Origin of the sequence: Cupriavidus consociatus, from assembly GCF_017814975.1 — a bacterium.
In the GTDB taxonomy this organism is placed as follows: domain Bacteria; phylum Pseudomonadota; class Gammaproteobacteria; order Burkholderiales; family Burkholderiaceae; genus Cupriavidus; species Cupriavidus consociatus.
Window position 1 is genome coordinate 143,219 of the sequence record NZ_JAGIQA010000019.1, and the last position, 14,671, is coordinate 157,889.

Here is a 14,671-nt window from a genome sequence, read left to right on the forward strand (position 1 = left end):
GAAAAATAAATTCGTGCACTGAATAATTTCGCCGAGACAATCGAAACGATAGATAGCTTAAGCGACATTTACGGCAGCTTAATTCTTCAAGCGAATCAAAGTGTACCCAACCCTGCGCCATGCCCCTGGACGTCAAAAAACAAGCCTCCAAAACCACTTATTCCCAAAGTTATTCACACGAGAAATGAAAAAGGGCTCGCCTAGGCGAGCCCTCATTCATCTGGCTATCATCCTTATGGATTAAGCGGCCCTTTTTGCCAGTCCAAGATACGTTTCAATCACCTTTGGGTTGGCCGCCAAGTCGCCTGCCGGCCCCTCCATCGACATATCCCCGGTCTCGATTACGTAGCCATAGTCCGCCACCTGCAGCGCCGCGCGGGCGTTCTGCTCGATCAGCAGCGTGGCCACACCGGTCTGGCGCAGGTTGCTGATGATGTGGAAGATCTCCCTGACGATCAGCGGCGCCAGCCCGAGACTGGGCTCGTCCAGCATCAGCAGTTGCGGCTTGGCCATCAACGCCCGGCCCACCGCCAGCATCTGGCGCTCGCCTCCCGACAGCGTCCCGGCATCCTGGCGCGCACGCTCGCGCAGGCGCGGGAACAAGTCGTAGACCACATCCATCTGGTCCAGGTAGTTCTTCTCGCCGGCACGCTTGCGGCGGAACGCGCCGAGCAACAGGTTGTCCTCCACCGTCATCGATGCGAACAGCTCGCGCTTCTCCGGCACCAGGCACATGCCTCGCGCGACGCGGCCCTCCACGGGGATGCCCGCCATGTCGTGGCCAAGATAGCTGACCGCGCCGCTCGCCGAGCCATTGACCGGCAGCGCCCCCATGATCGCGTTGAGCATCGTGGACTTGCCGGCTCCGTTCGGGCCGATCACCGTCACGATCTTGCCGGCTTCCACCTTCAGGTTGGCGCCGTGCACCGCTTCCACCTTGCCATAGCGGACGTGGAGGTCCTTCACTTCCAGAATCAGGCTCATATCGGCTCCTTACTCCACGCCACCGAGGTAGGCTTCCAGCACCGCCGGGTTCTTCTGCACGTCCTCAGGCACACCCTCGGCGATGCGCGTGCCGAATTCCATCACCACCAGCCGGTCGGTCAGGTTCATCACGAAGTCCATGTCGTGCTCGACCAGCAGCACGCTCATGCCCTCGCCCTTGAGCTTGCGCAGCAGGTCGGCCAGCGCCTGCTTCTCCTTGTAGCGCAGGCCCGCGGCCGGTTCGTCGAGCAGCAGCAGCGCGGGGTCGCAACACAGGGCACGCGCTATCTCCAGGATGCGCTGCTGGCCCAGTGCCAGGCTGCCCGCTTCCATGTACATGCAGTCGGCCAGGCCTACGCGTTCGAGTTGCCGCTTCGCTTCGAACAGCAGCTTCTCTTCCTCGACCTTGTTCATGCGCAGGATCGCCGCCGAGACACCGCCTTGCGCGCGGAAGTCGCCGCGCAGGTGCGCGCCGATGGCAACGTTCTCCAGCACCGTCATGGTCGGCAGCAGGTGCACATGCTGGAAGGTGCGGCCAATGCCGCGCTTGACGATCTCGCGCGACGGCAGGCCGGAAATCACCTCGCCCCGATAGTGCACCTCGCCACGCGTGACCGGCAGCACGCCCGTCACCAGGTTAAAGGTGGTGGACTTGCCGGCACCGTTGGGGCCGATCAGGCCGATGATCTCGCCCGCACGCACCTGGAAACTGACATCGTTGACCGCGACCAGCCCGCCGAACTCCTTGCGCGCGGCGCGCACGTCGAGGATCAGCTCGCCCGCCTCGGGCTTGCGCCGCACCGCCAGCGCCTCGGCTTGCGCCGGCGCCAGCACCGCGGGGCCCGACGGGAACAGCCGGCGCAGGAACGGCCAGATGCCATCGCGCGCATACTGCAGCAACAGCACCAGCAGCACGCCGAACACGATGATCTCGAAGTTGCCGTTGGCGCCCAGCAGCTTCGGCAGCACGCCCTGCAGCACATCCTTCAGGATGGTCAGGATGCCCGCACCCAATACTGCGCCCCACACATGGCCAACGCCGCCGACCACCGCCATGAACAGGTACTCGATGCCGTAGTTCAGTCCGAACGGCGTCGGATTCACCGCGCGCTGCAGGTGCGCGTAGAGAAAGCCCGACACGCACGCCAGGATCGCCGCCACGACGAAGATCACCACTTTCATCCAAGCGGTATTGACGCCCATCGCCTCGGCCATCACGCCGCCGCCCTTGAGCGCGCGGATGGCGCGGCCCGGGCGCGAGTTCAGCAGGTTCTGCATCGCCAGCACGGCCAGCAGCACCACTGCCCAGATCAGGTAGAACATCGAGCGGCCCGACTGCAGTTCGATGCCGAAGAACGACAGCACGGGGATGCCGTTGATGCCGTCGTACTTGCCCAGGAACTCCAGGTTGCCGAACAGGAAGAACAGCGACAGGCCCCACGCGATGGTCGCCAGCGGCAGGTAGTGGCCCGACATGCGCATGGTGATCAGCCCGATCACATAGGCGGAGGCCACCGTGATCACCAGGCCCACCAGCAGCCCGAACCACGGCGACAGCCCGAACTGCGTAGTCAGGTACGCGGTGCTGTACGCGCCCAGCCCCACGAACGCGGCCTGTCCGAACGATGTCATGCCGCCCACGCCGGTCAGCAGCACCAGCCCGATCGCGACGATGCTGTACAGGCCGATGTAGTTGCCCAGCGTGATCCAGAATTCAGGCGTCGGCAGCACCGGCAGCAACGCCAGCACGACGATAAAGGCGAGCACCAGCAGCCGGTTGCGGTTCAGCCGCGCGCGGCTGCCGGCCTCGGCGCCGGTCACGGCCGCCGCTTGCTTGTCGGTCAGCATGGTCATGGCTTATTCCTCCTCCTCGACATGCTTGCTCGTCAGCGAGCGCCACAGCAGCACCGGGATGATCAGTGTGAAGACGATGACCTCCTTGAACGCACTGGCCCAGAAGGACGAATAGGATTCGAGCAGGCCCACCAGCAGCGCACCCAGTGCTGCGACCGGATAGCTCACCAGCCCACCGACGATCGCGCCGACAAAGCCCTTCAGGCCTACCAGGAAGCCCGACTCGTAGTACACCGTGGTCAGCGGCGCGATCAGGACACCGCACAGCGCGCCCATTGCCGCGGCCAGCGTGAACGACAGCCGCCCCGCCTGCGTGGTGCCGATCCCGACCAGGCGCGCGCCCAGCCGGTTCACCGCGGTCGCGCGCAGCGCCTTGCCCTGCAGCGTGCGCTCGAAGTAGAAGTACAGCGCGCCGATCAGCAGCGCCGACACGCCCACCACCCAAAGGCTCTGGCCCGAGACGCTGAGCGCGCCAACTTCGAAGCGCGCATCCGAGAACGCCGTGGTGCGCGAGCCCTCGGCGCCGAACATCACCAGCCCCAGTCCCACCAGCGCAAAGTGCACCCCGACCGATACGATCAGCAGCACCAGCGTGCTGGCCTCGGCCAGCGGCTGGTAAGCGAGGCGGTACAGCATCGGCCCGAGGGGAATGATGACCAGCAGCGTCAGCGCGATCTGTGCCAGCATCGGCAGCGGCTGCGCGCCGTATTGCTGGACCACCCAGTGCACCGCCAGCGGGAACACCAGGTACTTGCCGGCCAGCACCGCCAGCCGCTGTCCCAGCATGCGCCGCAGCTCGGCGCTGCGCAGCACGGTCACGGTTTCATAGACGAACGTCAGCGCGCCCATGGCCAGCAGCAGCCAGCTGGTCTGCGGCGCATGCCCGGCCTGCATCGCGGCCAGCGTCAGCGCGCCGTAGGCAACGAACTCCCCTTGCGGGATGAAGATGACGCGCGTCACCGAGAACACCAGCACCAGGGCCAGTGCCAGCAGCGCGTAGATCGCGCCCGAGGTGATGCCGTCCTGCGCCAGGATGGCGGCGATAGATAGGTCCATTGTCTCCCCGTATCGTTGAAATACCTGCCTGCTTCGAAGGGGGCCGACAGGGTGCTGCGCGCGGTGGGATTTACGAAATGGTAAACAGGTTGCCCATTGCGGAAATACTCGGCAACCCTAGGTATGGCGGTGCGGCAAAAAAAAGGCGCATGGCATCACCCATGCGCCCTGCTTCACCCCAGCTTCGCTGTCACTCGGGAAGTTAGTGTGGCGGCTTATTTCAGCAGCTTCCACTTGCCGTCGACGATCTGCACCATCACGCGTGCGCGCTGGTCAAAGCCGAGGTGGTCGGTGGTGCTCATGTTCATGATGCCGTGCGACACCGGCAGGTTCCTGGTCTGCTCCATGGCGTCGCGCAGCGCCTTGCGGAATTCCTTGGTGCCGGGCTGGCCCTTCTTGAGCGCCTCGGGGATGGCGTGCTGCAGGATCAGGCCCGCATCCCAGGCATGCCCGCCGAAGGTCGAGACCTGGCCGCCGAAGGCCTTCTCGTAGGCGGTCTTGTAGGCCATGGCCGGCTTCTTGACCGGGTTGCTGTCGGGCAACTGCTCGGCCACCAGCAACGGGCCGGCCGGCAGGAACGTGCCTTCGCAATCCTTGCCGCACACGCGCAGGAAGTCGGCATTGGCAACGCCGTGAGTCTGGTAGACCTTGCCCTTGTAGCCGCGCTCCTTCAGCGTCTTGGCCGGCAGCGCCGCGGGCGTACCCGAGCCTGCGATCAGCACCGCATCGGCGTTGGCGCTCATCATCTTCAGCACCTGGCCGGTCACCGAAGTATCGGTGCGTGCAAAACGCTCGTTGGCGACCACCTTGATCTTGCGCATCTCCGCTACCTTGGCGAACTCCTGCGCCCAGCTGTCGCCATAGGCATCCGCGAAGCCGATGAAGGCCACCGTCTTCACGTTGTTGTTGCCCATGTGCTCGGCAATCGCGGTGGCCATGTGCGAGTCGTTCTGCGGCGTCTTGAAGATCCAGGCGCGCTTGGCATCCATCGGCTCGATGATGCGGGCCGAGGCAGCCATGGTGATCATCGGCGTATCGTTCTCGGCGACCACGTCGACCATGGCCAGCGAATTTGGCGTCACGGTGGAACCGACCACCACGTCGACCTTGTCTTCGCTGATCAGCTTGCGGGTGTTCTTGACCGCGGTGGTGGTGTCGGAAGCGTCGTCCAGGACGATGTACTCGATCTTCTTGCCCGCGACTTCCTTCGGCATCAGCGTGAAGGTGTTCTTCTCCGGAATACCCAGCGAAGCCGCCGGCCCCGTTGCCGACACCGTGACCCCGACCTTGACCTGTGCCTGGGCGGCGCCGGCAGCCAGGCAGGCCGCCGCGATTGCCAGCAGGCTGGCGCGCTTGAAATCCATCTTGTCTCCTTCGGTTCCTGAAACGGAAAGGCATCCGTCCGGCGTCCACCGGCGGATGCCCGGGTTCACTGAACCGGATGAATCGCGCCCGAGGCGCTGCGCAGCAAGGTCGTAGACTAGGCGCAAAGCGCAGCAATAGCAAAGCTATTGCGAGCATTTGCAACGACGCATACGGCCTTGAGGCGCAGCCCAGCGGGTGCGTATCTCATCCGGTTCAGTGGACCTGTGCCGACCCCTCGGGTCTGCGCAGGCACATCGCCGGCACCTGCGCTACTGCCAGGAACGATGACACACCGTTCCCCATTTCCCGTCCACGCCGAGAACCCGCTCGCCCTGGCGAACCGGCCCATTTCCCCCGGAATTGGCGCTTCTGTCATTCGCCGACCGTGCGGTCGGGAATGCGAATCGAGTCTATCACAGCGACTTGACGCGAAAAGCAGGATTAACCCGCATCAAGGTCCGCGCTCGGCCGCTCAGCGTGCAAACGCATCCCATGCCGTCTTCAGGATCAACGCGCTCACCACCACGATAAACACCTTGCGCACGAATGCGCTGCCATGCCGCAACGCCAGCCGGCTGCCCACCTGGCTGCCGGCAACATTGGCCACCGCCATCACCAGCCCCAGCTGCCACCAGATATGGCCCTTGCTGGCGAGCAGCAGTAACGCCGCCAGGTTGGTGGCGAGGTTGACCAGCTTGGTCGATGCCGCGGCGTGCAGGAAGTCATAGCCGAATACGCGCACGAACGCGATCATCAGGAAGCTGCCGGTGCCCGGGCCGAACACGCCATCGTAGAAGCCGAGCACCGCGCCGGCAAGCAACGCCGCGAACCGTTCACGGCCGCCTTTCAGCGTCGGCGCATGCTCCGCACCCAGGTCCTTCCTGGCCAGCGTATACACCAGCAGTGTCACCAGGATGAACGGCAGCGCCTTGCGCATCGGCTCGGCCGGGATCATGGTCAGCGCCCACGCGCCGGCCATCGAGAAGACAAAGGCCGCCACCACCGCCGGCGCGGTCGCGCCCCAGTAGATGCGCACGCTGCGGCCATAGCGCAGCGCCGCGTTGGCGGTGCCGGCGATCGAGCCAACCTTGTTGGTTCCCAGCAGCGTTGCCGGCGCCATGCCGGGGTAGGCGGAGAACAGCGCCGGGATCTGGACCAGGCCGCCGCCGCCGGCGACCGCGTCGATCATGCCGGCAAGAAAGGCGGCAACCGCCAGGAATGCGAACTCCATCATTACAGGAACGGGGAAAGAAAAACGGGAGGAGGAAAAACGGCGTGCCGGGGCGTGTCAGTGCCGGCTCAGCCAAGCACCTTGGCTGCCGGCACAAGATTGCGCAGCCACATGCCGCTCGCATGCGGGGCAAAGCCGGGCGGCGCGCCGCCGTGCGCGCCGGCCAGCGCCGGGGCGAGCAGCGCATGGCGGATGCCATGGGCGCGCCCCCAGTCGGCCAGCGTGTCGCAGCTGGCGTCCAGGCAGGCGCGCACCATGCCGCCACCGAGGCCGGGGCGCACCCACCATTCCGTGACCAGGGCGGCCAGGCCGGCCAGTTCCAGGCTCGGCACCAGCGCCACCGGCAGGCAAGCCAGCACATCGTCCGGCGTGGCGCCATGGGCCAGCAGGCAGATCCCGCGCCCCGACTGCGCCAGCAGCTCGTCCAGCATCAGCCGCCGTGCCCTGGCCGCCGGGACCGGCAACGGCTGCACGGCTGCCAGCCAGGCCTCCAGCATGGCGCCATCGGTACTTTGGCCCGCGCGTACCCACCACTGCGGTGGGAGCAGTTGCGGCATGGCGTCGGGACAACCCAAGGCGTCCGGATGCGGCGGATCTTGGAAATCGGGGGGATAGGCAGGCATGGCGGGCAACGGAAAGCGCCCGCATTGTCGCATGCGGCGGAGACCGGGGTGATGCCGATCCGGCATGGATGCCTAGCAATGCGACTGATAACGCACGGCTTGGTAATCCAGGGCTCGCGGCCCTGGGGCGAAGCCCAATGAAAAAAGCGTTGCCGAGGATCACCCGGCAACGCCCTTTATTTTATAACGCTGCTACCCGACACCGGGTGCGCGCCTGTCGTCTCCTCGCTTCCGCCTCCATTTAACCTGCGAAAACCGTATATGGAATGTAACGAAGCGGTGCACCGAGGACAAGCTAGAAAAAACCCTAGCCCCAGAATCGGGAATGTCGCCCCACGATCACTCGTGCTTGCGGCCGAACCGGGCCAGCAGTTCGCCCATGATGCCACGGCGGAAGGTCAGCACGCAGATCACGAAGATCACGCCGGTCACCATCGTCACCGACTCGCCCAGGGTGTTGAACCACTGCAGGCCGGTGGCCGAGGCCAGGAAGCTGCCGATGTCGCCAAGCTTGTTCTCCAGCGCCACGATGACAAAGGCGCCGACGATCGGGCCTGACAAGGTGCCCAGGCCGCCCACCAGCGTCATCAGGATCACCGAGCCCGACATCGACCAGTGCACGTCGGTCAGCGTCTCGAAGCCCAGCACCAGCGCCTTGATCGAGCCGGCCAGCCCCGACAGCGCCGCCGACAGCACGAAGGCGGTCAGCTTGAAGCGGTCGACATCGTAGCCCAGCGAGATCGCCCGCGGCTCGTTCTCCTTGATCGCCTTCAGGATCTGGCCGAACGGCGAGTGCACCGTGCGCACGATCAGCGCGAAGGCCGCGACGATGATCACCAGTGCCACGTAGTACAGCGTCAGGTCATCCGACAGCGGCAGCACGCCGAACAGCTTGCCGCGCGGAATGCCCTGCAGCCCGTCCTCGCCGCCGGTAAAGGGCGCCTGCAGGCAGATAAAGAACAGCATCTGCGCCAGCGCCAGCGTGATCATCGAGAAGTAGATGCCCTGGCGGCGGATCGCCAGCGAGCCGACCACGTAGCCGATCAGTGCGCCGGTGGCCGTTCCCAGGATCAGCCCGATCTCGGGCGTCACGCCCCAGACCTTCATGGCATGGCCGGCCGCGTAGCCGGCACCGCCGAAGAAGGCCGCATGGCCGAACGACAGCAGCCCGGTATAGCCGATCAGCAGGTTGAACGCGCACGCGAACAGCGCGAAGCACAGAACCTTGAGAACGAATACCGGATAGGCACCCGCCAGCGGCGCGGCGATCAGCGCCAGCAGCAGCAATCCGTACAACAGTTTCTTCTGCACGCCCTGTCCCTTTCCTGCCTGGCCCGCGTTGGCAGCCACCGAGGGCTGCGTCGATGATGTGGTTGGTGCGCTCATCACTTCTCCTTCCCGAACAGCCCGGCCGGGCGCAGCAGCAGCACGATCACCATGATGAAGAACACCACGGTCGACGATGCTTCAGGATAGAACACCTTGGTCAGTCCCTCGATCACGCCCAGCCCCAGGCCGGTCAGGATCGCCCCCATGATCGAGCCCATGCCGCCGATCACCACCACCGCGAACACGATGATGATCAGGTTCTGGCCCATCAGCGGCGAGATCTGGATCACCGGCGCGGCCAGCACCCCGGCAAACGCAGCCAGCGCCACACCGAAGCCGTAGGTCAGCGTCACCATCAGCGGCACGTTGACGCCGAAGGCCTCGACCATCTTGGGATTTTCGGTGCCAGCGCGCAGGTAGGCGCCCAGCTTGGTCTTCTCGATCACGTACCAGGTGGCAAAGCACACCACCAGCGACGCCACCACGACCCAGGCGCGGTAGTTCGGCAGGATCATGAAGCCGAGGTCGGTCGCCCCTTGCAGCGCGTCGGGCGTCTGGTACGGCAGGCCCGAAACGCCGTAGACCGAGCGGAAGATGCCCTCGATCACCAGCGTGATGCCCAGCGTCAGCAGCAGGCCGTAGATGTGGTCGAGCTTGTAGATCCAGCGCAGCATGGTCTTCTCGATCACCACCCCGATGGCGGCGACGACCAGCGGCGACAGCAGCAGCATGATCCAGTAGTTGAGCCCGGCGTACTCCATGCCCATCCAGGCCAGCACCGCACCCAGCATGAAGAGCGCGCCGTGCGCGAAATTGATGACGTTGAGCAGGCCGAAGATGACCGCCAGGCCCAGGCTCAGCATCGCATAGAAGGCGCCGTTCACCAGCCCCAGCAACAGCTGGGAAAGCATGGCAGGCAGGGGAATTCCGAAGATGTCCATCGCGGTGGCAATTTGTCGCTGTGGTGAGCTCCCCTCTCCCGCTTGCGGGAGAGGGGTTGGGGGTGAGGGCGGGCGTTGCCAGGAACTCTATCGATTCATCGCCGCTGCCTTGCGTTGCATTGCACGGCCATTGCGTCCGTGCCGCCGCGATCCTGTGGGCGCCTGCCCTCACTCACCCCCGGCCCCTCTCCCGCAAGCGGGAGAGGGGAGCAAACCGGCCGGCTTGCCAACTTCTCAAGCCAGCCTGCCGTCTTACTTCTTGATCAACGCACACTTCGACTCGGCCACCGTCGTGAACGCCTGATCGCCCGGGATGGTCGCCACCACCTTCAGGTAATCCCACGGCTTCTTCGACTCGGCCGCGGTCTTCACCTGCATCAGGTACATGTCGTGGATGCCACGGCCGTCCTGGCGGATATAGCCCTTGGTGTAGAAGTCGTTGATCTTCATCTTCTTCAGCTCGGCCATGACCTTGTCCGGATCGTCGGTCTTGGCCGCTTCCACCGCCTTCAGGTAGGTGCTGACTGCGGAGTAATCCGCCCCCTGCAAGCTGCTTGGCATCTTCTTGTTTCGGATGAAGAAACGGCTGGCGAACTTGCGGGTGTCGTCGTTCATGTCCCAGTACCAGCTGTCGGTCATCAGCAGGCCTTCGGTGTTCTTCAGACCCAGGCTGTGGATGTCATTGATGAACATCAGCAGGCCGGCGATCTTCATCGTCTTGGTGATGCCGAATTCCTTGGCCGCCTTGATCGAGTTGATGGTGTCGCCGCCGGCGTTGGCCAGGCCCAGGATCTGCGCCTTGGACGACTGCGCCTGCAGCAGGAACGACGAGAAGTCAGACGCCGACAGCGGATGGCGCACCTGGCCCGCGACCGTGCCGCCACTGGCCTTCACCACCGCGGCGGTGTCGCTCTCCAGCGAGTGGCCGAAGGCGTAGTCAGCGGTCAGGAAGAACCACGACTTGCCGCCCTGCTTGACCACCGCGCTGCCAGTGCCCTTGGCCAGCGCCACCGTGTCATAGGCGTAGTGCACCGTGTACGGCGAGCACTCTTCGTTGGTCAGGCGCGCGGTGCCGGCACCGATGTTGATGTAGACGCGCTTCTTCTCCGAAGCGACCTTGTTCATGGCCAGCGCGGTGCCCGAGTTGGTGCCGCCCAGCAGCATGTCGAGGCCCTGCTGGTCCATCCATTCGCGCGCCTTGGAGGCGGCGATGTCGGCCTTGTTCTGGTGGTCGGCGGAAACGATCTCGATGGGCTTGCCCAGCACCTTGCCGCCGTGGTCCGCGATCGCCATCTTGATGGCTTCCAGGCCGCCGGGGCCGTCGATGTCGGCGTACAGGCCCGACATGTCGGTGATATAGCCGATCTTCACGGTGTCGCCGGATACCTGCGCGGCAGCGCCGAACGAAACCGCACCCATGGCAATAGCCGCCATCGCGGCCGCGAGCCGAGTCTTTTTCATCTCTTTGTCTCCTGATATGCGGCGGCGATGCGCCACCCGTTCCTGCCAAACAGCAATCAACGATCCGGGTATCGGTCAGATCCCGGAATCAGACCCCGAGCAGTTCATGCAGCACCGGCATCTTTGCCTGCAGTTCGCCGGCATCGAAGCGTTCGACGATGCTGCCGTGCTCCATCACGTAGAAGCGGTCGGCCAGCGGCGCGGCGAAGCGGAAGTTCTGCTCCACCATCACCACCGTGTACCCCTTCTGCTTGAGCATCCGGATCATGCGCGCCAGCGCCTGCACGATCACCGGCGCCAGCCCTTCCGAGATTTCATCGAGCAGCAGCAGGTTGGCGCCGGTGCGCAGGATGCGCGCCACCGCCAGCATCTGCTGCTCGCCGCCCGACAGGCGCGTGCCCTGGCTCTGGCGGCGCTCCTTCAGGTTGGGGAACATGTCGTAGATCTCGGCCTCGCTCATGCCCGCGCTTTCGCCCGACTTGCCCTTGAGCTGCGGCGGCAGCAGCAGGTTCTCCTCGCATGACAGGCTGGAGAAGATGGCGCGCTCTTCGGGGCAATAGCCGATGCCGTAGTGCGCAATCTTGTGCGTGGGCAAGCCGATGGTCTCGTTGCCGTTGACCTTGATCGAGCCCTTGCGCGCGCCGGTCAGGCCCATGATCGCGCGCAGCGTGGTGGTGCGGCCGGCGCCGTTGCGGCCCAGCAGCGTCACCACTTCGCCGCGGTTCACGGTGAGGTCGACGCCGTGCAGGATGTGCGATTCGCCGTACCAGGCCTGCAGGCCCTTGATTTCGAGTGCGGGAGTGTTGTTCGTGCTCATCGTATCGTCCCCCGCTTCAGTGCGCGCCCTGCAGCTCGGCTTCGGCCGTGCCCATGTAGGCCTCCATCACGCGCGGGTCCTTCGACACCTCGGCGTAAGGCCCCTCGGCCAGGATCGCGCCCCGCTGCAGCACGGTGATCTTGTCGGCGATCGACGAGACCACGCTCATGTTGTGCTCGACCATCAGGATGGTGCGGCCGGCGGAGACCTTCTTGATCAGCTGCGTGACGCGGTCGACATCCTCGTGGCCCATGCCCTGCGTGGGCTCGTCGAGCAGCATCAGTTCGGGCTCCATCGCCAGCGTGGTGGCGATCTCCAGCGCGCGCTTGCGCCCGTACGGCAGGTTCACCGTCAGCGTCTGCGCGAACTCGGTCAGCCCTACCTGCTCGAGCAGCTCCATGGCGCGGTCGTTGAGCACATCGAGCGAGCGCTCGCTGCGCCAGAACTGGTAAGCGGTGCCGAGCTGGCGCTGCAACCCGATGCGCACGTTCTCCATCACCGTCAGGTGCGGGAACACCGCCGAGATCTGGAACGAGCGGATCACGCCGCGGCGCGCGATCTGCGCGGGCTTCTCGCGGGTGATGTCGATGCCGTTGAATACGATGGTGCCGGTGGTCGGCTCCAGGAACTTGGTGAGCAGGTTGAAGCAAGTGGTCTTGCCCGCGCCGTTGGGCCCGATCAATGCATGGATCGAGCCGCGGCGCACCTGTAGGTTGACGTCGCTCACCGCGGTGAACCCCTTGAACTCCTTGGTGAGGTTCCGCGTTTCCAGGATGGTTTCCTGCTGGTTCATGTCTCCTGCCCGCCCTTCGTTGTACGCCGGGTGATGCCCGGCACTGACTGATGGTCCGAACCGGCCTGTAGGCCCTGTGCCGCGTCCGTCAGGCACGTCCGTGGTGGCGGCATGCTGCGGTGTCTTTGTTATGGCTGTGCGGGGCGGCTCCCGCCGGAGAACGAGACCAGCACAATGTGCTGCCCCCACCCTCCGAGGCGTCTATTGTGTGCGCCTGTTGCATCGCAAAACATCGGGGTTTGCACTATGAAACATGAACCAAGTGTCAGTTTTTTTGCAGACGCACATGATCAGCAAACGCCACCTGGCGCCCGCGCGCTTTCGCGCCCCCGATTTCCCATGCTGCGCCGCCTGCTGGCCGCTAGCGTCAGCCGCTTTCCGCCGCGGCCAGTGGCGCCGGTGCCATCACGCCCGCCGCCCCCGCGCCGCGCCGGCGGTCTTCGCGGATCATGTCGCTGGCGCGCTCGGCAATCATGATGGTGGGCGAGTTCGTATTGCCCGAGGTGATCAGCGGCATCACCGAGGCATCGACCACGCGCAGTCCCTCGATGCCGAACACCCGCAGCCGATTGTCGACCACCGCCATGCCGTCGTCGCCACGTCCCATCTTGCAGGTGCCGACGGGATGGAAAATCGTGGTGCCGATGCTGCCGGCGGCTTCGGCCAGTTCCTCGTCGGTCTGGAATGCGGGGCCCGGCAGGTACTCCTCGGGTTGGTACGGCGCCAGTGCCGGCGATGCCACGATGCGGCGCGTCAGCCGCAGCGAATCGGCCGCGACACGCCGGTCTTCGTCGGTCGACAGATAGTTGGGCGCGATCACCGGCGCGTCGCGGAAGTCGGCGCTGCGCGCATGCACGCTGCCGCGCGACGTCGGCCGCAGGTTGCAGGCACTGGCGGTGAAGGCATTGAACGCGTGCAGCGGATCGCCGAACTTGTCCAGCGACAGCGGCTGCACGTGGTACTCCACGTTCGGCCGCGCCTGCGACGGATCCGAGCGCGCGAAGGCCCCCAGCTGCGACGGCGCCATGCTCATCGGCCCGCTCTGGTTGAAGGCGTACTCGACGCCAATGCACAGCTTGCCCCACAGGCTGGCGGCGCGCGTATTGAGCGTACGCACGCCGTTGACCTTGACCACGGTACGCAGCTGCAGGTGGTCCTGCAGGTTTTCGCCCACGCCGGGCAAGGCATGGCGTACGTCGATGCCCAGTGCGCGCAGCCGTTCGGGCTGGCCGATGCCGGACAGCTCCAGCAGTTGCGGCGTATTGACCGCGCCGGCGGAGAGGATGACTTCGTGCCGCGCTGCCGCAGCATGCGGCTGCCCGCCGCCGATGTATTGCACGCCGGTGCAGCGGCGCCCGTCGAAGGTGAGCGCGCTGACTTGCGCGCCGGTGACGATGGTCAGGTTCGGGCGCTCCGACGCGCGGCGCAGGAAGGCCTTGGCGGTGTTCCAGCGGATGCCGCGGCGCTGGTTGACTTCGAAATAGCCGACGCCAAAGTTATCGCCCCGGTTGAAGTCGTCGGTACGCGGGATGCCGGCTTGTTCCGCCGCATCCGCAAAGCGCTCGAGAATGTCCCAGCGCAGCCGCTGCCCTTCGACGCGCCACTCGCCGTGGGCCCCATGGAATTCGCTTGGGCCGCGGTGGTGGTCTTCGCAGCGTTTGAACAGCGGGAGCACGTTGTCCCATTTCCAGCCGTCGTCGCCGGACAGGCGGGCCCAGTCATCGTAGTCTTCGCGCTGGCCGCGCATGTAGATCATGCCGTTGATGGAAGAGCATCCGCCCAGCACGCGGCCGCGGGGATAGCCAAGGGAGCGGCCATTCAGGCCGGCCTCTGCTTCGGTGCGGTAGAGCCAGTCCGTGCGAGGGTTGCCGATGCAATACAGGTAGCCTACCGGGATGTGGATCCAGTGGTAGTCGTCCTTGCCGCCGGCTTCCAGCAGGAGGACGTTGATGTCAGGGTCCTGGGTCAGGCGGTTTGCCAGGACACAGCCGGCCGAGCCGGCGCCAACGATGATGTAGTCGAATGTCTCCATGGCGGATTTGGTTTGCATTTTTATCTTCTGTGTCTGACGGCTTGGCAGCTGGTGGTGTTGGATGCGCCCTGTTCCGCCCTTCAGGGCGGAACCGGAAATATCAAATATCTACCAGATGTCAGCCGCAGCAAAGAACCCACAAACCAATCCCACTACTTAGCCACCGGCATCGTAAATTCCGCCCC

12 protein-coding genes are annotated in these 14,671 nt (G+C 65.1%); all 12 read right to left on the bottom strand.

Annotation, left to right across the window (positions count from 1 at the left end; genetic code table 11):
• Window positions 1-240: 240 nt before the first annotated feature.
• A complete protein-coding gene (locus tag J8I82_RS24500) occupies window positions 241-984 on the bottom strand; it encodes an ABC transporter ATP-binding protein (protein ID WP_209761441.1) in 744 nt (247 codons plus the stop codon).
• Window positions 985-993: 9 nt separating this feature from the next.
• Complete coding sequence (locus J8I82_RS24505; protein WP_209761442.1) at window positions 994-2,838, bottom strand: branched-chain amino acid ABC transporter ATP-binding protein/permease; 1,845 nt, start codon at window positions 2,836-2,838, stop codon at window positions 994-996.
• A 3-nt stretch (window positions 2,839-2,841) separates the two neighbouring features.
• Window positions 2,842-3,894: a branched-chain amino acid ABC transporter permease gene (locus J8I82_RS24510; protein WP_209761443.1), complete on the bottom strand. Its 1,053-nt coding sequence runs from the start codon at window positions 3,892-3,894 to the stop codon at window positions 2,842-2,844.
• Between the two features lie 215 nt (window positions 3,895-4,109).
• Entirely contained in the window at window positions 4,110-5,258 is a 1,149-nt protein-coding gene (locus tag J8I82_RS24515) for an ABC transporter substrate-binding protein (RefSeq protein ID WP_029046510.1), read from the bottom strand.
• A 473-nt stretch (window positions 5,259-5,731) separates the two neighbouring features.
• Entirely contained in the window at window positions 5,732-6,490 is a 759-nt protein-coding gene (locus tag J8I82_RS24520) for a sulfite exporter TauE/SafE family protein (protein ID WP_209761457.1), read from the bottom strand.
• Window positions 6,491-6,558: 68 nt separating this feature from the next.
• Window positions 6,559-7,047: a hypothetical protein gene (locus J8I82_RS24525; RefSeq protein WP_245180048.1), complete on the bottom strand. Its 489-nt coding sequence runs from the start codon at window positions 7,045-7,047 to the stop codon at window positions 6,559-6,561.
• A 405-nt stretch (window positions 7,048-7,452) separates the two neighbouring features.
• On the bottom strand, window positions 7,453-8,499 hold the full coding sequence (locus J8I82_RS24530; protein ID WP_245180050.1) for a branched-chain amino acid ABC transporter permease: 1,047 nt from the start codon (window positions 8,497-8,499) through the stop codon (window positions 7,453-7,455).
• Window positions 8,499-9,383 carry a branched-chain amino acid ABC transporter permease gene (locus J8I82_RS24535; RefSeq protein WP_209761445.1) on the bottom strand — a complete coding sequence of 295 codons (885 nt, stop codon included), beginning with the start codon at window positions 9,381-9,383 and terminating at the stop codon, window positions 8,499-8,501. The genes J8I82_RS24530 and J8I82_RS24535 overlap by 1 nt, the downstream gene beginning before the upstream one ends.
• Before the next feature lie 252 nt (window positions 9,384-9,635).
• Window positions 9,636-10,844: an ABC transporter substrate-binding protein gene (locus J8I82_RS24540; RefSeq protein WP_209761446.1), complete on the bottom strand. Its 1,209-nt coding sequence runs from the start codon at window positions 10,842-10,844 to the stop codon at window positions 9,636-9,638.
• Window positions 10,845-10,932: 88 nt separating this feature from the next.
• Window positions 10,933-11,661: an ABC transporter ATP-binding protein gene (locus J8I82_RS24545; protein ID WP_209761447.1), complete on the bottom strand. Its 729-nt coding sequence runs from the start codon at window positions 11,659-11,661 to the stop codon at window positions 10,933-10,935.
• A 16-nt stretch (window positions 11,662-11,677) separates the two neighbouring features.
• Window positions 11,678-12,454, bottom strand: a complete 777-nt coding sequence (locus J8I82_RS24550; protein WP_209761448.1) for an ABC transporter ATP-binding protein — start codon at window positions 12,452-12,454, stop codon at window positions 11,678-11,680.
• Between the two features lie 367 nt (window positions 12,455-12,821).
• Entirely contained in the window at window positions 12,822-14,486 is a 1,665-nt protein-coding gene (locus tag J8I82_RS24555; RefSeq protein ID WP_209761459.1) for a GMC family oxidoreductase, read from the bottom strand.
• Between the last annotated feature and the right edge of the window lie 185 nt (window positions 14,487-14,671).